Source organism: Shimia sp. W99 (assembly GCF_053851455.3).
In genome coordinates this window covers 2,136,251-2,160,508 of sequence record NZ_JBSQBU020000001.1, presented here as the reverse complement: position 1 = coordinate 2,160,508, position 24,258 = coordinate 2,136,251, and the positions used below count along the sequence as shown (strand labels likewise).

General features: G+C 57.8%; 1 protein-coding gene (running past one end of the window). It reads left to right on the top strand.

Annotated features, from left to right (window positions below):
- Positions 1-24,258 carry the 3' portion of an LEPR-XLL domain-containing protein gene (locus ACS3QZ_RS10660; protein WP_456037808.1) on the top strand. It extends 13,701 nt beyond the left edge of the window, so the window shows 24,258 of its 37,959 coding nt (coding positions 13,702-37,959); its start codon lies beyond the left edge, outside the window; its stop codon occupies positions 24,256-24,258.

Below are 24,258 nucleotides of genomic sequence, written 5' to 3'. Positions count from 1 at the left end.
CTGGTGTCTGCATCTGCCGCGATCTCGATCGGTGGCGGTGCGTCAGTTGGCATTTCAATCAGCGTCACGGTTGCAGAGAATATTATCGGCTCGAGCACGATTGCAACGGTGAGCAACTCAACCTTGGGTACGACCGATCCAGACACGCTTGTCACCGACTATGTCGATGGCGCAGTGACGGTGTCGGCTCTTACCGACACGACGATTGATGCGGTTGGCGTTGCAATTGGCATTACAGTGTCGGGTGGCGGCAGCGTCGGGATTTCGGTTGGCGGGGCAGGTGTCTTCGCCAGCAACACGATCACGTCGATCGGAGAAGCGTCGATTGTGAATTCGACCGTCCACGCGACCGGTGATGTCGATATCGACGCCCAGAATCTGTCCAACATCAAGGCAGACCTTGTTTCTGCGGCCCTGGGTGTCACGATCTCCGGCGGCGCCAGCGTGGGCGTCAATATTTCCGGTATTAGTGCGACGAACACGGTTGGGGGTTCGACTACGGCCAAGGTCAGCGGGTCGACGATCCGAGCCGATGCGTTGACGGTAGATGCCATGTCCGGGATCGATCCGTCGGAACTGACGCCTGTTCCGACAATCGAGGCCCTGGGTCTTGCTTTCGCGGTCACGGTAACAGGCGGCACCGGTGTTGCGATAGGCGGTGCCGCGACGGTCACAGTTGCCGAAAATACAGTGACCAGCGCGACGAAGGCGGCTGTCGAAACCTCGGATGTCTTGGTAACAAACGAGACCACGGTCTATGCCGAAGACACGTCGGCGATTATTTCTGACCTCGTCTCTGTAGCCGCTGCGGTGGCGATTTCCGGTGGCGCCGGTGTTGCGTTCAACCTGATCTATAGCGAGGCGACAAACACCGTTAACAGCACGACCACGGCAACCATTGATGCCTCGACCGTCGATGCGTCCTATGTCACGCTTGATGCGCACAGCAATGCCGATATTGACTCCCTGGCCGTCGCGGTTGGTGTTTCGGTCTCCGGCGCGACTGGTGTGGCCATCAGCGCTGGTGGCAGCGGCGTTATTGCCGAGAACGTCATCGGCGGCGGCACTGAAGCCTCGATCAAAAATGGCTCGACCATCACAACCGCGGGGTTGGTGGAAGTCGATGCCGACGATTCGTCGAAAATCACCTCCGACATTGCCAATGCGCAATTTGGTGTCAGCATCAGCGCGGGCGTCTCCGGTTCCTTCAACATCGCCTATACGGTTGCAGAAAACACCATCACCAGCACAACGTCGGCTTTGATCGACGGCTCGACCATTCAGCCGAATGCAAGCATGGTCACTGTTGACGCCTTCAACGACACGACAATTGACGCGCTGGCCGCCACGGTGGCGATCTCGATTGCCGGTTCGGGCGGTGTTGCTGCGGGGATCTCGGTTGCCGCCATTGAGGCGAGAAACGTGCTTCAGGGCACCACCGAGGCCCTGATCCAGAACGGATCGACCGTGAACGCCAGTGGTCAGGTGAAAATCCAGGCCGAAGACGACTCGCAGGTTGATGCTGAGCTGATCACGGTCAGTTCGTCGATCGGGATTTCTGGTGGGGCATCGATCAACATTGCGATTTCTGCAGTGATTGCTGAAAACCTGGTTAGCTCGAATACTTACGCAGGCATCGGTAACGGTATTACCGAGCTCACCGATGGAAGCGTGGTAAATGCCGGAAGCCTTGACATCGACGCCATCGGCGACGCGACGATCAATGCGCTTGGTGCCGCGGTCGCGCTCACGGCAAGTGGGTCGGGCGGCTTTGCCCTGTCCGGCGCCGGCGCAGGTGTTGAACTCAAGAACCGCATTGATGGCCTAACCGAAGCACGAGTGCGCAATTCGACGGCGGATATCGCCGGAGCGGCCACGATCGACGCCAAGGACATGTCCAATATCGACGCAACACTGACGTCGACGGCGGTCAGCTTTGCGGGCAGCGGTCTTGCATCGGTCTCGATCTCGATCGCGGTGACGCTTGCTGAGAACACCATTATCGGCACCACGCGGGCGACGATTGACAACGCGATCGTCGACACCGGCGAAGTTGCTGACCTTGGTGCCGGAACCTTGACGGTCAAGGCATTGGCCACGAACACGATCAATGCCGATGCAGTGGCCGTCTCTGCCACGATCACCGCAGCAGGGGCTGTCTCATTTGGCGGAGCAGGGACCGGTGCGGTTGCCCGCAACACCATGGGCAATACGCTGGATGCGGAAATCATCGATGGGTCGACGGTCACGACCACGGGCGCAATCACCATTGAAGCCAAGGATAGCGCGAACATAGATGCGGACGTCACCGCAGTTTCGGTTAGCCTGTCTGGTGCTGGCGGTGTTGCCGGTGCGATCTCGATTGCGGTCTCAGAGGCCGAAGTCAACTACGAGACGATCACACGGGCGCGGATCGGCAGTTCCGATGTCGAGGCCAAGTCGGGCAAGGTCGACCTTTCGGCCGAGTCTGCGGCCGATATCGATCTGACCGTCACTGCGGCATCGATCGCCTTTGCCGGAAGCGGTTTGTTCTCGTTGAGTGCCGCTGGCACAGGGTCGATCGCCACGGTGACTTCGAACAGCCAGACCATCGCATCAATCTTCGGCGGCTCCGATGTTGATGCGCTTGGTGGCGCAATCGAAGTGGATGCCGACGACAAGACCACGATCAATGCCGACGCCTATGCCGTGTCGGTTAGCTTCTCGGCCAGCGTGGGCATGTCCGGTTCGCTGAGTGCGTCGGTGACCGAAGTGAATGTGGACTTTGATGGCCTCGTGCGAGCTGAGATTGCGGGCAGTTCCGCCTCGGCTTCGGGCGATGTGATTGTCACAGCGGACTCGAGCGCAGATTCGACTGCAAACACGATTGCCGGCGCTGCCTCCATCAGTGGTTCGCTTGCCGGTTCTCTGGCGCTTTCTGTCTCCGCAGGGATCGTTAGCAACGAAGTATCGCAAACGGTCGAGGCCCGGATCATCGACACCAATGGTGTGCTGGATGCCGATGACGACCCATTGGCCTTGGTGGATGCGGACGATGGTGTCAGTGCCGGTGGCAAAGTCGATGTCAAAGCCAAGGACGACACCGACCTCAAAGGCACATCAAGTGCGGTATCCGTTTCCGTGGCTGCTGCTGGCGGATTTGCCGGTTCAGGCGCCGCCTCGGCTGCCCTCGTGACCCTGACGCTTGGTGGAGCTACGCGCGCTTCCATTTCCAACAGCCGCGTGGAATCCAAAGGCGGCGATGTCACGGTCGATGCGCATTCGACCAGCGATCTCGAAAACACCGCATTGGCTGTCTCGGTCGCAGTTTCGGCCTCGGCGATTGGTCTTTCAGTATCCGGAGCCGGCGCCGGTGCGATCAACAGTGTGACCCAGACTGTCGCTGCCACAATTTCCGGCGGTTCAAATGTGATTTCGTCCAACGCGGCCTTGGTTCACGCATCGGACAACGGATCGACCTCTACGATTGACCTCGATGCGGCGGCGGCGTCCTTCGGCTCATTGACGGCGAGTGCAGTCGGTGCGGGATATGCCTCGAATACGATCGACAGCACGATTACCGCCTCTGTCGAAGACAGCACGGTCGATGCGAACGGCACCAACGACCCGTTGCCCAATGTCGGTGGGGAAATCTACATCCACGCCGAGTCGATTCATACGGCGGATGACTATGAAACCGTTATGGATCTGACCGCCATTTCGGCGGCGCTGGCGGGTATTTCCGTCACCGTGGGTAGCGGCAGCGTGAATATCACCAACACGGTCGAAGCCTTTGGCGACAACGCCAACCTCTATGCCAATGACGAGTTGAACATTGACGCCGACAGCCAGCACTATGCGAACCCGCAAGTGGCGGCCTATTCGATTTCCAGCGGCGCAGCGATTGCGGCGATTCAAGGCATCGGCACAGTGTCTGGCGCAACCCGTGCCTATTTGAGTGGCGATAGTACGGTTCAGTCGCTTGGGGCGGTGGACATTACTGCCGACAGCGATGCTTTCGCGGCACCGTCCGCAGTGGCGCTTGGTGCTGGCGTCTTTGCCGTCGGTGCAGGTTTGTCCGACCTGATCGGCACCGTGACGCGCGAGACCTCAGCCTATGTCGGGAGCCGTGTGAACACAACACCCGAGGCGGCGACGATCTCTTTGGGCAACCAACAGCTCAATATTCTGGCAGATGCCAACCTGTCAGCAACAACGAACAGCCAGGCATTCGGGTTCTCTCTCTTGGCGGGTGCTGCCTCGGCCACCGCCGTCGCCACGGTCAACGGCTCGACCTATGCATATGTGGGCGAAGGGGCGGATGTCACAGCTGGTGGGGCGCTGATACAGGCCACGTCTTCGGATACTGCCGTTTCCAACAACCTTACGGCCACGTTGGGTACGGTAACGATCAACAATTCAGAGGCCACGGCCATTGTCCAAAGCCGGACTGAGGCGTTTGTCGGCGCGTTGAGCGGAGTGCAGGCTGCAACACCGGTCGAAGGTATCAATGAGTTCGTGACCAATGTTAATGTTGGCACAACGGGTGATATCGACATCTTTGCAGATGCAAATATGACCGCGACGGCGATTGCCGACGGATTAAGCCTGGGTGGCGTCGAGATTTCACGCTTCATGCCGACCGCGACGGTTGACGGCAGCACGCGCGCCTATGTCCGCGATGGTGTTTCTATCAATACCGGAACGCTGGATGTCCGCGCTGGAATTGATCAGGACGGCGGCGGTCTCGCTGATGTCGAGCGCGTGCGTTATACGGCCAATGCAACGTCGACGAACCTGGGCTTTACCTTCTTGGGTGGCGGCGCCGATATCGGTGCCATCTCGACGGTAACGGGTACTGTCGAAGCCTTCCTTGGGGCATCGTTGAATACGGATGGCGGTGGCGATCCTGATGCAACGATCAATATCCATAACACCGGCAGCCCACTGACGGTTCAGGCGTTGTCGGAAATCCGCGCAAACGCGGACCTCAACAGCGCCGGGGGCTCGCTTGGTGTCGATGTGACCAGCATGAACCCAGTCGCGACTGCCGGTGGCGCAACCCGTGCCTTTGTCAACGATGGCATCACACTCACCGGTCCCGATCTGTCGCTTCTTGCTGACGGTGATGCCGAGTCCTTTGCCTTCCTCGACAATTTCAGTATGGCGGGCCTGTTCACGCTGAACCTTTTGTCTCCGATCGCGATCACAAATAACACGGTTGAGGCCTATGTTGGCCGCAACGACGAAACCACAAGCCTTGACACCGCAAACATCTTCATCGGCGATCCCGATGATGCCGGGGAACGTCTGAATATCAGTGCAACCGCTTTGGGAACAAGCAACGCCAAAGCCATCGCAGAGAGCGCTTCCGGGGCGCTTCTTGTGGGGGTCGGCAGCACAACTACCAATGCCCAACTGCTGGGTGCCACCCGCGCCTATGTCGGTGACCTGACCGTGCTGCGTGCTGGGAACGTCACACTGTTCGCCGACGAAGTCGAGGCGCAGGCACTGGCCAATTCCGGGAATGGCAGCGGATCCGGAATCGCGGATGTCAGCCTGTTGGAGGCCAACGCCAGCGCGGCACGCAAAACCGAAGCCTTCGTTGGTGATGGTTCGACGCTTAACATTCAAGGACATATTCTGTCCGCAACCGCAGATACGACGCTGGCCGGAACTCCCATGGCGCTGGCCAAAATTCAGACCGGTTCGGGCGCTGGCATTGCCAATGTTAGCACGCTTGAGACTACGTCGACGGTGGGAACTGGAACCGGTCAGGAATCGGCCACACGCGCCTATGTCGGCTCGGGCAGCACCATCAATGCCGCCTCGATGCTTCTTGATGCTGATTCCGACACCACGGCGGATTCCGAGATTGTTCGCGGTGCAGGCGCAGGTATCGCCGATATCTCGATCACCAATATTACCGTGAACTCGGATCACGATACCGAGGCCTATATCGGTGCTTCCACTGTGAACCTCACGGGCGCCCTGCAGATATTGGCGAACGGAACGTCCGCTGCGGTGCCGACCGCCAGCAATGGCGCAGGTGCCGGTGTATTCACGCTGGGATCGGCAGATGTTTATGCCAACACTGCCGGGATCACGGGTGCTGGTATCGGCGCCGGTGCAACGGTGACGGCGAACTTCCTTGAAATTAAGGCGATCGGGACGACCACCGCGGATGCCTCGACGCTCAATGGTGGCGGTTCTCTTGTGGCGTCGATTTCCTTGCTCGAGGCATATGCCAACGACACCGGGCAGGCCAATATCTGGATCGGTGAAGATGGTGGCGCCGCGACGAGCGTCACAATCCTTGATACCGGCACCGCCCCCAATGTCGGCATCGATGCCAAGGCCGAACTGACGTCGAAGGCGCTTTCGCTTTCCGAAGGATATACTTTCGCCATCGGCGGGTCCGGCGGGGATCTTTTCAGCTTTGCGGATAACCAGAGCCAGGCCAGCGGCGTCGTCGGTGACGGCGTCACCATTGATGTCCAGAAGGGCAGCTTCGACTTTATCGTCGATCTCGACGGCGAGGCGCGCGGCACCGCGATCAGCACGTCCGGGGCGATTGGTGACGTCAGCGTCAGTAGCGCGACGGTGAACTTTGCCAGCGGCACGACACTGACGGTTGGCACCGGCGGTTCGATCAGCGCGAAGGACAATATCAACCTCAAGGCCTACTTGAACGCAACGGATGCAGGCTTTGTGGATCAGGATGGTGGCAGTTCCGCAGGCCGCGGTGCAATCGGCACGGCAGGCAGCTCTGGCGGCGGCGTTCTGACGGTTTCGACCGGAACTGTGGATGTCACGGCCAATTCGACCATGAACGTCACCGTCGAGGGAGGCTCCTTGCTGACCACTGACGGCGGCGACGTGACGGTGGTTGGTCTGCATTCGAATACGGCTTATGCCACCATGTCGCGTGCCGGCGGCGGCGCCATTGCGGTGTCCACCGCAACGGCCAAGGCCAAGGCAACGGGGTCGAGCACAGTCAGCTTCTATGGCGATGTGGACGACGGGCAGGGCACGCAGACCAACAACCTGACGGTCAAGGCGGAAACGCTGTCCGTTTCAGAAGGGACCTTTGAGGTCTTTGGTGGCGGTGGCGTGAATGTCAGCGTCGGCAACGTCACGGCGCATACCGACACGGACCTGCTGCTCAACTTTGCGAATTCCCTGACGAATGTGGATGTTGATGGAGATGTCTTCGTCTTTGCCAATCTTGTCACCGATGCGGACAGCAAGTCGCAAAGTGGCACTGGCGGGGGCGTTGACGTTGCCGTGCTCAACCCGTCTTCAATTGCGTTGGGCAAAGTAGACCTTGTCGTGGGCAATGCGCCGGAAGTAACGGCTGGTGGAACCATGACCTTGCGTGTGGCGCATGGAGCCGAGGCGGAACAGGTTTCAGATGGAACGATCTTTGCGGTGGATTCTACCAATCCGTCCGTTGGCAACCAGACACCCGGCGCAAACAACTACATCGATTTCGACCTGACCACGAAACTTGGCACAGGGGCCAAGATCACGTATTCCGCCTCGACCGAAGGGGCGACAGAAGGTGGTCTCAAAGATGGTCGCCAGTATCAGGTGATCGTCAAGGATGGGGACGACTCGCAGCTTTACCTGGGCGATGTCTTCGGACAGGGCGACGTCAATACGTCGACCGATACGATTACGGTTGTCGGACACAACTTTGAAACAGGGGACCGGGTCTTCTATCACTCCAACAACGGCTCGACCGTCGGTGGGCTGGTGAATGGCCAGAAATACGTGGTCACCGTTGTCGATGCCAACACCATCCGGTTGGTCCGAGAGAGCGACTTCGGGGACAGTGCAACCTTTGGTCTGAACAACGTGTCGGGCAATGCCATACAAGTGTCGAACCCGTTCACGGATCCCGCACAGCCCGTGGTTTATCATGTCGTCGCACCCAAAACATTCAGCGATAACGGCGTGGATTCCAAGATTGTCGAAAATGCCAACTCGGCACCGACAATTTCCCAGGAAACAAACGTAAACCTGCGTGACCGCATCTATATCGAAAACCATGGTTTCAGCATTGGCGACGCAGTGGTTTATCGGACGGATGGTCTTGGAATCGACTATGCCGGCCCGGGCCGTCTGCAAGATGGTGTGGTCTATTGGGTGGCTGGCGGTGGCGCCAAACAGCTCGACGGCACCTATGCGACTGACAGCAATTACATTCGCCTGGCAACGAGTGAAGATGGGGCAACCGGGTATTTGGATACCGGGCCTAACCCGCCGGTCTTTGTTCCGCCGGATGTCTTGGATCTCGTGTTTAACAGCACATCGGATTCGACCGTGCACTCTCTGCGTCTGCTTGCAGATGAGCCGATTGCAGATCTGACTGTCGGGGGCGTCTACTACGTGGTCGAGCGCACGAGCACCAGTTTCAAACTAGCGCTGAGTCAAGGCGGACCCGCGATTACGATCAGTACCAGCGGAACCGGTGGCACGCACATGTTCGTTGCCGAAGGAGAGAACCTGACCAGTCAAGGTGGTGGCGCGACGCAATACCTGATCCACGACATTACCGGCAATCTGCCGGGCGCGTTCAATGGCATTGGCGGCGCACGTGGAGCCGTCGGTGCGGCGTCGGGCGACGCGACAGTGACGTCAAGCGCGACCGGTGTCGGCGGCGGCGGTATCCAGATTGGTGTTTCAGGTACCGAGGCCGACGGAACGGTGGAATCCGGCCTCTCGATCCTGGGCGGTGCCAACCTGTCTGCGAATCTGGTCGAGATCATGATCGACTCGACGCTGAATGTCAGCGCTGTTGCAGATGGCGGCGGCGGCGGCGGGATTGCTGTCAATAGCGCCACGGCGGATGCCCGCGGCACGCATTACTCCAAGCTGGAAATTGGTGCCAATGCCGTCATCGACAGCTTCACTGCAATTAACGTGAACCTAAATAACTACTCCAAGGTCGATGCCTTCTCGGAATCTACCAGCGGCGGGTTTATCTCGGGCGGCGGTGCCGATTCCGAAGCCGACCTGAACTTTGGCGCGGTTGTGACCGTGAATGGCGATTTGACCGCCGAAGGGGATATCAACATCAAGACCGATGTAACGGCGATCGGCGTGGCTGAAGCCGAGGCCGATGGTGGCGGGGCAGGCGTTGGCACGGTCGTGAATGCCTATGCACGTGTTGGTACGGGCACCAAAAACGCCCGCACATTGGGCGGCAGTCAAGTGCCGGCACTCTCCGATACACCGCCGTCTCTGAACCGCATCACGCTGGGCGGAGACGCGATGCTGAATGGTGAAAACGTCACGATCCAGGCGCTGGACACCAAACTGCGGGCACGTGGATATGCAGAAACCGATGCCGGTGGTCTGGGTGGTTTCGCAAATGCCGAGGCCGATACCAACATCAAGAACCTCACTGAGGTGGTGTTGGATGATGGCGCAGACATCACGGCCAACGAAAACATCGTGATCGAAGCGAAAATCGCCGAAATCGATAACTATGCCCGCTCCGATGCCGAGTTCTGGGCCTTTGCTGGCGACCTTTATAGCGATGCCCATGTCCGTCTGGATACGATGACCAAGATCGCCGGCGAATGGGAAGCAATCCTGCGCGCCGCTGCAGTGACGGTTAACTCCAAGACCGAAAACATTCGCCACGATGCATCGCGCCGCGCGGCTGGTGCCTTTATCGGGCCAAAGCGGGGAGGCGCCACCGATAACGCCGGAACACGTGACACCGACCGTCATATCTTCTGGGAATCCCACATTATCCTTCTGGGCGAACCCAATCCGGAACTGACGATCGATGAAAACGGCGTTATCACCCGCCTCAATAACATCAACTTCCTTGGCGTGAATTCTACCAAGAAGCTGGGCGATGCGTTGATCGCGGCGGATGCATCCAATCCCCAGGTTGTTCTGGACGACATCATCTTTGACAAGGCCGGGCTCGTGACCTTCTATGCCAATGCGATCAGCGGCCACGAAGACGGCGTGATCTGGGGCAATGAAGGTCTTATCGAAAGCCAGCGCAGCTGGGATTCGGTATCGATCATCAATTACTCGAAGTTTGATATTGTTATCAATCACATAGATACGATTGATGGTTCTGCCGTGGTCAATGTCATTGTTGACGATATCCGCTATGACGGTGGTGGCCAGACGGGCAATACATCAAATACTGCCGCTGCACCTGGCGACACTTTCGAGTTCGCGCTCAATCTCTTCTATCCACGCACGGGTGTCGAAATTCGCAACCGTACGGCGGTTGACGATGACGGCCTGCCGATTGCCAATAGCGATATCATTCTGATGGGCGGTATCGAGAACACCCTTGGCGACACCTACATCGAAAACCAGCGCGGCAATATTCGTGTCGATGAAGCCAACCTGGTCGTTGAGAATGTTCTGCCGACGCAGATATTCGACGAAGCTTTGATCCGCACCAATACCCTGGATGTGGACGCGACAGGCGATATTGGGAACCAAACTTCGGCCAGCGGTCTGGCGCGCAAGGCGCTCGCGGTTGAACTGATGCGCATCGAGCACGCCGAACGCCGTGGCGAGACAGTTGAGCTCTACGAGATCAGCCTCACCGCAGATGCAGGCGCGGATGCGGTTCTGGATATCACCGTGTTTGATCGCACGATTGATACTCTGCCTGGCGGCACGGAATTCCTTGCGGTCGAAATCGAGCGCATCACTGCAGGCGACGATGTGGACGTAGTCGTCAATGACAGCAAAATCGGCAACACGCCTTCGGACTTGAACGGTGTGAGCGTCCGCACCTTTGATCCGCCGGACACCGATTACCCGGCGGACACCGTTGCGCGAACCGGTAGTTACTTTGTCTACTGGAGCCCTGATCCGGGCGGATCTGACGCGGCCAAGGCCCAGTATGACTTTATCGCCCGCAGCTTTGGCACCGATGCGACCGAGGTGGATTCGACCTATATCTTCGTCGAAGCCCGCAGCGGCGACGACATCGACATCGGCCACGAGGACACGACCGGACTCGACACCTATGAGGGCGCCGAGAACCGTGCCTATCGTATGACCGAGTACAGCTATGGTGCGATGGCCTCGAATGGCACGACTCCGATTACGGCAAGTGTGGATGATCCGGTTGATACGACCATCAACTTTGTCGTCTTCACAGACGTGAACTGGCAGTCTGGGGTCGGGAATAGCCAGTGGCCGTTGGAACAGGACGAAGAGAGCGGTGGCGCACAAATTTTCCTGACCACCAACGGTGACATCATTGCCCAGGAACTGGCCTTCTCGATGCTGGTGGGCCATATACATTCGACCCAAGGCGATGTGACGCTGTATTCCGGCGCCAGTATTCGCGACGCAAACGGTTTGGACACGGTTGACGTTTCGGGCATCAACATCACGATGTATACCGGTGTGGCGACAGGTGCTTACAACGATCTTCTGGGCGCCAATGATGGCTATACCGAGGGTGGTCTGGCGATCCCGAACGGCGTGAACAATCCTAACTTTGGCGGGATCGGGACGACGAGCGACTTCCTCGAGATCAACGTAAACGCACGTGACGCGGTGGCCGACAATGTATTGTACGGTGCGAACCTCGATGCCTTTGACGTCGGAACGGGGAATACTCACGATGGTATCTTCATCGACGAATTGACCGGCGACCTGCGTGTTGGCCAGGTCGAGACGCTGCAGAACGTATCGCTACGCACTGTGGACGGTTCGATTGTGGATCGCACTGAAGATGCCGGAGAAGATGTGACTGCGGCGGACATTCTGGCCCAGGCGGTTGATTTGGATGCCAATGGTATCGGATCCAGCATAGGTGAAACGGGCAATGATCTGGACATCGACTCGCGCCGCGGGTCGAGCGGTTCGGATGATTTCGAAACCGTGAACCTGAATGCAAACTTGCGCGATGTTGCGTTGGAAGCCTACGAGAGCATTTTCCTGAGCGAGTCGGACGGTGCGCTGCGTCTCGTGCTGGCGCATGCGCTCTACGGTTCCATCCGCCTGACGGTACGTGAGAGTGGCGATAAAGACGAACATCTCTTTGTTGCTGATAGCGGAACGGCCCGGTTCGCGGAGTCCGGGAACCGTCTGCCTGGCCTGCAAACCGATGATCCACGCGACATCGCGAATGGCACCATCTTTGCCGAGCGCGGTTCAGTTACGCTCTATGTCGGTGACAACATTGCCTTTGATGCCAATGCGGACATTCTCGCAGAGCAAGGCATTGATATCTATGGCGACGCCAACTTTATCGACGGAGCCAATCAAAACACCGATCCCGACAGCGTGGGCGTGAATGATTATGGCACGACCATGATCCTGCGCGGCCGCATTATTGCAGGCGCTGATGTGACCCATGGTCAGGACGGTGTTGGTATTGGCCATATTGGCGACGACGCTATGGGAACGGCCGATCCGACTTATTCCGCGCCAGTTCATCTGACCCGGATTTTCGGCAACACCGGAAACGATCAGATCAACTTTGGCGACGAAAGCGGTATCACCGGCCTGACAACCCAGAACTCGGATGGCTACATCTTCCTTGGCTCGAAAACCCGAGTCTACGGTTCGCAGAACGCGCCGGCAGACGGCACAGGCACAAAAGGCAGGGACCTGAGCCCGGCAGGCGATGGCGAGGACTTTATCAGCGTCTTCTATCTGCAGGATACCGCGACGGTGACCTCGCCTTCGATGCTGAGCAATCCCGAGGACATCACTTACGGCCCCGATCTGACAGACCTTGGTCGCCAGAATGCCGAGCATACGCTTACGCTTGATGGCCAGGGCGGATATGACACCTACGAAATCTATGTGCTGGGATCCAACGGCACCGACAACCGGAACTTCATCATCAATGTTCTGGATACCGGCGGTGACAATGATGGGGCGGATGAGCTACATATCATTGCCCCTGCGGGAACCCTGACTGGCGTGGGGAACGAAACCTATGCCACGGACGACATCTTCCTTTTGCGGGCGATGCAGAACATCGATGGCGAAGATGTGCACCGTCCCGGCTTTGTCGCTCTGCTGCACGGGTCGCTTGATCCGAACCAGGACATCGTCCAATTCAACGAAGACAGCCCGGAAGTTGCGCGAATTCAATATGATAGCGGTCTGAACGGGCGGTTGGTTGTTGAAGGCCGCGAGGGGAATGACAGTTTCTATTCGGATGACGTGACCGTTATCACGACGCTGGACGGCGGCGCTGGCGACGATACGTTCCAGATTGGCCAGATCTTTGGTCAGAACCGGACCGCCGAAGCCAATATGCTTCCCAATGACGTGTTCCCGGAATTGGTTGCGACGACACGCGGCTGGTTGAGCCCGGGTTCATCTGCTCCGCTGGTTGCCCAGGGCGGCACCGGTAACGATACGTTCCGTGTCTATTCCAACCAGTCTGAGCTGCGTCTGGAAGGTGACGATCACAACGATCTGTTCATCATCCGGGCCTTTGCTCTGGCGGCAACAGTCGACTTTGACTGGAACTTCGATGGCGTCAAGGACAAGGCCGATCTGGATGCGGGCGTGGCCTTGCTGAACGCGATGCGCGATCTGCTGGCGGGTGCGGATCTGTTGGTTGGCACCTCTGACGACCTGGTGGGCGGTGCAGAAGATGCAATTGACGCACTGGTTGCCGATCCGGCTGACCGTGCCGAACTGAAACTGAAGCTCGGCACAACGACCACCTTTGACTGGAACAATGGCGGGGCCGTTGCCGGCGATGATGCGACCGCTCGGACGACCATTCTGGCCGCATTGGAAGATCTGCAGGATGGCGCCGACAACATCTTTGGCACATCCGATGATCTGAGCATCCTTAGTGCGATTGAAGCTTTGACCGTTACCGGGGTCAATGACGCCTACAGAGATGCGCTCGAGGCATGGCTTGTCTATCCGTTTGATGCCAATGACGATGGCGGGATCAACTTCCTCGACCTGACCCTGACCGAAACGACCCAGGACGACACCATCGTCCTTGACGAGAAAGGCGTCGCAACGCCGCAGATCGGTCTCGGGTTCTCGGTTGCGCAGGCGCCGGACATTCGCGCTGGCGGCGGCCAGGACGAAGTGCGCTATAACGTCAACGCGCCGGTTTCGGTGGACGGTGGCACAGGGTTTGACAAGATGGTCATCCTTGGCACGGAATTTGCCGATGACATCGTTATCCGCAAAGATGGCATCTTTGGCGCAGGTCTGAACGTGCGTTACTCGACGATCGAAGTGGTTGAGGTCGATGGTCTCGAAGGGGACGACGAATTTTTCGTTCTCTCCACGGCCTTTGGCGTCAGCTATCGCGTGATCGGCGGGCTTGGCTCCGACACGATCAATGTCGGCGGTGATGTGACCGAAGACATCGTGACCCGCGAGCTTGAAGGTGCGACCGGCACGGTCAACCACCTCGTGAAGTCGAATGATGCACTTTATGATGGATTGCTGGTCGACGGGTTTGACTACAATGTCGCCAAGGACGGCGAAGGGCTCGTCGTGATCAACGAAGAGGCCGACACGGAATTGCCTGGCCGCACGGTTGTGGGCGAAGAAACCAATATTCTTGACCAGTATTCAGACTACTACACGGTTCGTCTGGCTCAGATGCCGACGGATGTGGTCTACGTCACGATCTCTGCGGCCCGCAGCTTCCAGGAAGAGCGTGATCTCGATCCGCTGACTGGTCAGCCCTATGATCTGAACCCCGATTTCCTGAACGATGATCTCGGCGAATCGATCTGGCTCTCGGCCTCTGATCCGGGGGGTGTTGTCACCAACAGCGACTTCCAGCGCTTTATCCGCATCGACGGCGAACTGGTGCCGATCGGTAGTCAGGCGATTACGCTGGCCTTCAGCGCAGACGGTTCGATACCCGGGACGTTCAAATGGGACCAAGAGGTTTCGGTCTTTGTTTTTGCACCGGACGATCTGCGTTCGGAAGGTGACCGCGTCACGGTTATTCAGCATAGCGTGATCTCCGAGGATGACGCCTATGACGGTATCGATGTGCGCAACGTCGAGGTCGAAGTGATCGACAATGACACGCCTGGCATCAAGGTGCGCGAAGTTGACGCCGCCGGGAATGACGATGGCCAGACCATCGTTGTCGAAGGCGACGATGTAACCAAGCTGACAGACGAAGTGCGTCTGAAACTGGCGAAGGATCCGAATTTCGGCGAAACCATTGTCGTCAATCTGGTTGTCGATGTTCAAAGCGACAATGCCTTGCAGTTCTTCAATATTGCCAGCGATGACCGGCTTGAGATCTTCACCGAAACCGAGGTTCGCAGCGACGGCACGATCGTCATTGGTACGATGACATTCACCAATGACGGCTCGTCGAACTGGGACGATGAAATCCATCTGGGTATTGAGGCACGTGACGATTTTGTGCGCGAAGATCTGGAAATTGCGGTTCTCGAGTTCGAGCGCAATGATGACACGACGCAGGACGACTATATCTTCCCGAACCTCCGGGCGAGCTTCCAGATGCTGGATATCGAGGTTTATGACAATGAAACCTCTGGTGCGGTGGTGCTGGAATCCGGCGGTGACACGCAGCTCATCCCGGATATTCCGGCTGGTTCCGGCAAGGACGACACTTATGAAATCCGTCTGACCCGTCAGCCGGATGACACAGTGACCATTGCGGTGCTGACCGACGGTCTGGCCGATGTGACTGAAATCGACGGTGTTACAATCACACCCGAGGAATACGTCAATATCGGTGGCCTGCTGGCAACGCAGATGTTCAACGGCAATCTCATCTTTGGCGATGATGGCACCAACCTGACTATCACCCGTGGTACGGGCTCGGACTTTGGCAGCTTCCAGGAAGAAGGGTTCTTTGGCAAAACCGCAGTCGCAGAAACAGTCTTCAAGGGCACAGTCGATTTTACTACGGTCGGTGGCCATCTTGCGCTGAATGTGACCGGTATGAATGCGCACTTCTCGGTCGGCGACACCATGCAGATCCGCGCACCATCCGCTGGCGGATTTGACGGCAACAATGATGACTATGTCATCATGGCGGTGACTCCGACGCAGGTGATCTTTGAAAACATCGGCGCCTGGTCGGCGGGCAATGGCAGCACGACCGACGTCACGCTGAACGCATTCTCGTGGGTCGAAGGACAGCGCGTCCGCCTAGGTAACGTCATGCTATTTGACGAACTGGTCGAACGTAATGTGACCTTTGGCAATGACGGCACCAACTTGACGATCGCGCTGAACGAAGCGGGTGATTTCAACGCGGATGGCTTCGTTGCGGATCAAGAACTTCGTTTGGGCGGCGCCAATGCCGGCACCTATGTCATCAAGGCGGTTTCGGGGGATGGGCAGACCATGACCCTGACAGCGCTGGTGGCAGATGGCGACTGGTCCACCAACGGTGACATCAACAATGTCTCACTTGAGGTTCCGAAACTCTTCAACAACGGTGACTATCAGATCTTGTCTGTTTCAGCTGATGGTATGACCATCACCCTGGTTCAGACCGTAGGCGATGTACCCACTTGGATGGACGGCGAGACGTCTGAACCCGCAGTTCTGTCTGATCTGGCTGAGAACACCATCTTTACCGGCTCAGTGTCCTTCGGTGAGGAAACCGATCCGAACTCGTTCCCGGGTGAGTATCTCGACCTTGGCCTGACTGGCGCACAAGAGGGTTGGCTGGCTGACGGCTTCCTCGAAGGCATGTGGGTGCGGATTGTGAATACCGACAACCCGGATGGCGTGGGCACCAGGGATATTGAAGCCAAGATTCAGCTGATCCGTGGCGACAACGACAGCAAGGATGCCAAGCTGCAGCTGATCAACGTGACTATCGACGGTGTCGAACAGGCCTTGTCCGCGACCTGGCTCAACGGCTCTGACCTTAACGTCGAAGTGGTGCGGATCGCCGCCGAAGTGACCTTCTCCACAAGCGACTGGTACCAGATGCAAGAGGTGGTTCTGACGGCGGATACTGATTATGTCGTGCCGCCGACGCGTGACGGTGTGAAAATCTTCCCGGTCTCGACGCATCTGCTGTCGAAATTGCGCGGCCCACTTGCGGTTGAGGGTGGTCCGGCCGGTGCCGACCGCTCGCTGACAGCCGGGGTCAAACTGCCAGGCGAAAAGGATGACTTCCTGATTGCGATCGGCGCACAGCCCCCGGAAAGCCAGCAGATCGATGTTCTGAACATCTTTAACGACTCGAGCCAGGCTGACACTTCTGGCGTGCTGGATCAGACCACGCTGCGCGGCTTTGGCATGGCAAAAGATTTGGAGTTCACAGGTCTGTCTGGACCTCTCTTCGGCGAAGCGCCTGAAGGATCGACCACGATTGTCGTTCCGGGTGGCATAAGCTTTGGCAAGGTGAACTTTGGTTCGGCCAGTGTCGGCACCGATGGGGCTCAGTCTACAATCGAGGTGATGAACCTTATGCTGGGCCAGGGCAACGACTATCTCGATATCAACGGGACGCTCGATCCGGCGCCATTCGTCTCGGCTCAGAACGCGTTCAGCTATCATGTGCCGGGTGCCGACCCGGATGCCAAGAACTTGTTCGCCGCCTATTACACCGTGCGGTCCGATACGATCGACTGGAAAGCCGAAGGCTTCCTGCCTGGGCAACTTGTGGTGGTCGACGGCATCACGGATGTGACATTTACAGTCATTGAAGTTGCTGATGCTACCTATGTCGATGGCAACGGGCTGCCCGTCATCGTCGGCGGTCAGTATTTGCGCGACCCGAACGACAACTCGATCCTTGTTCTGCAAGTCAACGGCCCGGCACCGACCGCGGCTCAGGCTCAGGCGCTTGAAAATGCCTTCGCAAGCGAAGTGCGTTTGGTCGCCATCGATAATCTGGTGCTTGATAACTACACCTACGATGTCGAGGAAACCCTGACGGGCGCGGTTCTGATCGGTGTCGATTGGGAAGACGAAGGCTTTATCGAAGGGCATCTGATCCACATCGGTGGGCAAAACGGCAGCTTTGATCAGGCGGTCGCGTATCGTGTGCTGTCGATTGAGGGTGACCGGATGGAAATCCTGGGCGATCAGATCGCCGATGCGGTTGACGTTGCCTCGAACATCTGGGTCCAGGGCCCGCATGGTGCGCTGACCGTGGTCCACGGTGGCGGCAACCTGCCGGTTCAAACATTCGGGGCCTATACCACTGAAACCATTGATGATGCGCATTACCTGCTGCGTGATGATGGGCGTGACTGGTCCGGCGACGGGTATCAAGTCGGTCAGCTGATCTATATCGAAGGCGAAGGGGTAACCCGCGAAATCCTTGAGATCATCGATGCCGAGAGCGTGCCGACAGCGACGTCCGATTTTGATAAGCCGGACGGAGCAGCCGCGACCTGGGGTGTGGGCTCGGTCCTTGTTCTCGGGGGCGAGACACCCATCGTGCCGGTCGACACAAACCTTGATGGTGAAATCGATATTCACAAATCGGTTCCCGAGCGCGTGGAAATCTCGGTCACAGTGAAGCTTTTGGCGGACAAGCTGACACGCACTGATGGCGGTGACTGGAGGGATGATTTCTCGGAAGGTCAGGTGATCTTCATCGAGGGCATTCCGGGCGGCTTTACCATTGAAACGGTCACCGCGGAGACGATTACGCTGGCTGGAGCTGCGATTCATAAATGCGTGATCGAACCGGGTAGCGAAATCACGGTCTACCGGATTGACCTGACGCAGGATGCTGGCGCCCAGATTGGTGGCGACCACTTTGTTATCGGCTTGGCCGAAGGAGCTGATCCGACCACCAGCGTTCTGGCAGGCGCGCGCAGCCCGCTGGTTGTCTACGGCGACACCAGCCAGGACGGTGTCTGGTATTCGGGTCATGCCTATGACCGTCTGGGCCTCGAGTTCGGAGAAAAACCGTTTAACCCGTTCCCGGATCTTGCGGATGAAGAAAACGAGGATGACGAGTGGGTCTTCCCACTGGCCAACCCCTTCAACCATGCGGGTCATGACATCATTGATGCCTCGGCCCTGTTTACGCTGCGTGAGCCAGAATCCGTGGGCCTCACGGCCTATGGGGGTGCTGGCAATGACCTGATCATCGGTAGCCAGGCAGGCGACCATCTGGCCGGCGGCTCGGGTGACGACACGATCATTGGTCATGACGGAACCGACCACATCTATGGTGACAGCGGCTTTAACGTCAACATCCTGACCCGTGCGCTGCACGTGGCCACGGTTGACAACAGCCCGAACCCAACCGTTGATCCGACACTTGGGGCCAGCGACCAGACCTTCAAACCGGTCAAGGTGGCCAACCCGATGCGCGACGATATGGTCGCGGGTCAGGATGTCATTTATGGTGACGACATTGATGGACCGGCGGATGAGTTGACGCCCAACATCATCTTTGGCGATCACGGTGAAGTGGTGATGTGGGTCGACGATCCGAACCTGCCACCGGTCTTGTTGCAGCGGATTCAGACAACAGATCTGGCGCTTGTGGTCGAGATCAACTCGAAAGAGTTCCAGAACGGTGCGGATGACGTCATCTTTGGCGGCGCCATTCAGGATCTCTTGATCGGTGGTGCGGGCAACGACATGATCGATGGTCGCGAAAATGACGACCTGATCTTTGGCGACAACGTGTTCCTGACACGGCGCGCCGATCCGGGGGCGGCCCTATTCGAAGGCGACTTTACCAGCCTGCGCTTCCAAGCGCTGGCGGGTATTCTGATGTACTCGCGTACCGACCGGAATTCGGCAGAGTATCTCGGCGATGGTCTGACTGCGGCAACAACAGCCGAGTTCGCCTATCCCACGACCGGAACCGGCCAATTGGGCGAATCCACTTCGGGCCGTCTCATGACCAACGGCATTGCTTATAACTACCGTGATCCGAACGGTGCAGATTGGTGGGCCGAATATGAGATCGACTATGCGCTGTTCCACAACTTTGCGGTGGAATACGGCATGGTCGGTGTCGGCAGCTTCGGCAACGACTACATCGCTGGCGGTGCGGGCAATGACCAGATCTTTGGCCAGATGGGCCACGACTGGATCCAGGGTGATGGCTCCATCGACCTGGCGGTTGCGCATGTCGAACATGTCGGCGCGGCGCGGGTTCCGAACTTTGACGGGCTGATCCACGATCCGCTTGGTCCTCTCACTGTGGTTGCAGCGGAAGAGGCCATAACGGATGGACAGGACTATATCGAAGGTGGCGGCGGCAGAGACGTGATCTTTGGCGGCCTTGGCCAAGACGATATCGTCGGCGGGTCTTCAGATTTCTTCGGCCTCACCGAGCGTGATGATCTTGCGGATATTCTGACCGAACTGGGTCTGGATCAAAGCGAACGTGCGATGGTCCTGAACAACGGGTCGTTCTTCCGCCCGGATACCGACGACTGGCTGTTCGGTGGCGCAGGGACGCAGATCGGATTGAACAACGGGTTCGATCCAAGTGCGAACCCGATCTATGACACCGACAACAACCTGATCAGCATCGGTGGTGATGTCCCCAAGGCGATTGGTGTCGAATATGCCGACAAACACGGACGTGACAGCGATGCCATTGTGGGCGACAACGGCGACATCATTCGCATCGTGGGTGTGAAGGGTGTGGATGTGAACCCGAACGGTGATCTGAGCCAACCCCAATATGTCGAGTTCGTCTATGACAACTATGGCGGCGAAAAGATCGTCGTGCGCGGCATTCGCCTGATCGACTACACGGCGGGCGGCCCTGACTGGGATGCAGCCTATAACAACAGCACGCGCTTCCCGGGTGCCGCCGTTCCGGGTGCCTATCAGATGTGGTCCGAGACCTGTGATCCGACGGATGGCTTCTGGTCGATGGACATCGGCGGTCATGACGAGGTGCATGGCGAAACCGGCGATGACTTTATCTATCTGGGTGGTGGTTTTGATATTGCCTTCGGCGATGCGGACGATGACGACATCATTGGCGGCTGGGGTCATGACTGGATCTCGGGCGGAACCGGCAATGACGGTGTTCTGGGGGATGATGGTCGTATCTTTACCAGCCGCAATTCCGCCGATCACAATCTGTCACTGTTGAATGGCGACGACCTGAATGAATCCCTCTTTGGTGTACTTTCGCTGCTGAACCGTGATCCCGACACGCGGACAAGTCAGGGCAATGTCCTGAACGAGTTGATCCGCACGCCGGGCAATGTCCAGGTGGAGTTGATCAACGTCGCGGGCGAGTTGAAGAAATCGGTTGACCTCACGCCATTCAACCTGTTGCCGACATGGCAGATTGACGATCCTCTGGGTCAGGATCCTGTTCTGGCCGATGATGTGATCTTCGGTGGTCTGGGCGTTGACTGGCTGCATGGTGGAGATGGCGATGATGCCATCTCGGGTGCCGAGGCATTGCTGGACAGTTATGCGCCGCGCTTTGATGAAAACGGTGTATTGGTTGGCCTTTACAAGTCTGACTTCAACAGCCCGTACAACCCGTCGGATATCCTGAAGTTTGGGGATGATACCGATCCGTGGAACGATCCGAAGCCGATCAAGCAACGTCTGGGCGAATTCTTCCTCTATGACGAATATGATCCGCGTCGGGTCATCATGTTCGATCCGTCCGTTGTGAATCCAGCGGAAGAACTGGTGTGGAAAGGCGATGTCTATGACCAAAACGATCCCTACAACACGGGGGCGCTGCTTCAGTACTTCCTGAATAATGATGCCTCTCAGGGTGTCAGTCTCCTCGGATATGTCGCGTTCAAACCCGATGGCAGAACCCCGGACCCGGAGGTGGCGCCAGAGTTCCGCAATTCGGATGGCGATGACATGATCTTTGGCGATCTGGGCAATGATTGGCTCGTCGGGGGAACTGGTCGCGACCGGATGTATGGTGGCTTTGGCAACGACTTGATGCAGGCCGATGACTCACTCGGAACGATCGACCCGAACCCGCCGGCCAATAACCCGGGCCAGCTGCCGCTGCACACAACGGATCAGACGCCGGATACCCATTGGGCGTACGAGGACCGTGCTTTCGGTGGTGCGGGGCTCGATATCCTGATCGGCAACACCAAGGGCGACCGGTTGATCGACTGGGTTGGTGAATTCAACAGCTTCATCGTGCCTTTTGCGCCGTTCGGTATTGCAACCGTCAGCCGTCAGGTTCCGCCGCATCTGTTCGATTTCCTCTATGCACAGGCATTCGGGGATGGTGCGGATATCACCCGTACGTCGGACGGTAACCAGCCGAACCACAATGACCGCTATTCGAATGTGGCCCTGTTGCAAGGCGGTATTCGCGGCGAAATCGGCCTGGTGACGCAAAAAGATCATGGCTACTGGCAGGATCAGACTGGCGGACCGTCGGATGTTCAGGCTGGCAATGTGCCGGGTGGCCGTCGCGACGTACTGCGGACTTCTGACTTCAACAACAACTCGGGCGACATCTTTATCCGAGATACCGGCAAAATGACCGTGACGGGTGGTGCGCTGACGCTGACTGCGGACAACAAGGATACGCAAGCATCAGCGGTCTACAATCTGGATGAATACCTGCCGATCTACTATGAGATTACCGCGCAGATATCGACCGAGAAGCCAACGGGCGGTAACAAGGCCAATGCCTTTGTCATCTTTGACTATAAGTCGGATATCGACTTCAAATATGCTGGCATCAACATCTCGAACAACAAGATCGAGATGGGCTACCGCGATGCCACCGGCTATCATGAGCTTATCCAGTCGAACAAGCCGGTGCGGATCAAGCCAAACACGTTCTACAGCGTGCTTGTGGCAGTGAACGGCAACAATGTAACCTTGCAGATCGATGGTGTGAACTGGTTCACCTATGATTACGCGCCCGAGCTGGACGAAGAAGGCCTGCCAATCCCGCTGAACAAGGGCTTCGTCGGGTTCGCGACGGATGGCGGTGCGGCCACGGTCGACAATTTCACCGTCCAGGTTCTGCCGCCGGATTGGACCATTGAAGTCCCCGAAGAGTTCAGCGGCCAGGATGCCGGGGTCTTCTCGGGAAGGCATGGCAGTTGGACCCTTGGTGGTGGCAACTACAGTGCCGCGCTGAACGGTGCAGAGGCGGCCATCAGCATAGTGGATCTTGGTGCCGGTATCGCCGCCAGCTCGATCATCGAGATTGAGACCACGATTGCCAAAGGCGACGTCGGTGGTGTTGTCTTCGATTACTACGATCAATCTCGCTACAAATTCGTGCTTCTGGATGCGTCGGCAGATCTGGTGATCGTTGGGCATGTCGATGGCGCGGGCGTTGTAATCGACGAGTCCTTCGCAGCCTCGTTGAGCACGAACAAGGCGCAGGATCTCAAGGTTCAGACCTCGGGAGCGTCCATCCAGATTTCCGCCAACGGCAGTGCCATCGGCAGCTATGGCTTCAATTCGGTTCTGGTGGATGGCGAGTTTGGCCTGATCACCTTTGACGGTGCCGACTTTGAAGAGGCCTCGGTGCGGACCAACGATGCCGCATTCGAAATTCCTGAAGCGCTGCGTGCAGCGACGATTGGGGATGGCAATGTCGCTCTACTGACCGAGACGGATGTAGCTTCGCTGAAGGACGTAGCAATTGACATCATGGTTGCAGAACTGGGTCTGAACCCGGAAGAGGAGGCCCTGCTGCGTGCAGTTGAGGTCACGATCCAAGACCTGGGCGGCTCAATTCTGGGTCTCGCGGGAGAAGATGTGATCGAGCTGGATGCTGATGCCGCCGGACATGGTTGGTTTGTCGATCTGACACCGCTGTCGAACGAAGAATATCTTGCGGATGTCAATGGCGTACTTCGGGCCTTGCCGGGTGCAGCATCGGCTGGGCGTATCGATTTGCTGAGTGTGCTGACCCATGAGTTGGATCACATGCTGGGCTCGACCCATTTGCCGCATGCCGAGGATGGTGAGCTGATGTCCGACACATTGTCGGTCGGCACTCGCCTGTCGCTGTTCGGCGATGAACACGAAGAAGATCACCACGAGCCAGAGGTGGCGGCAGCACCCGCCGGGGTTCTGATCTATGATGATACGCTTGGCAGGTTTGTCTCGGATGAGGGCTTGCGCCACATGGCGTCTGCGCGCAATCTTGGACTTGATCTTGTTGATACCGAAACAGCCGTGATTGTCGAGGTTGCCCATTCGGAAGAGGGGGAGCCGGACTCGGTGGCTGAAATGGCAAAAGGAGTTGTCTCGGTTGGGAAAGAACCAGGAGGCTCGTCAGCCGAGTCCGATAGACCTGGCGACGACCTGATGGCGTGGAAAGAAAACGGTGGGCTATTGAACCGTCTGGCGTCGCTATTCCGCAGGTAA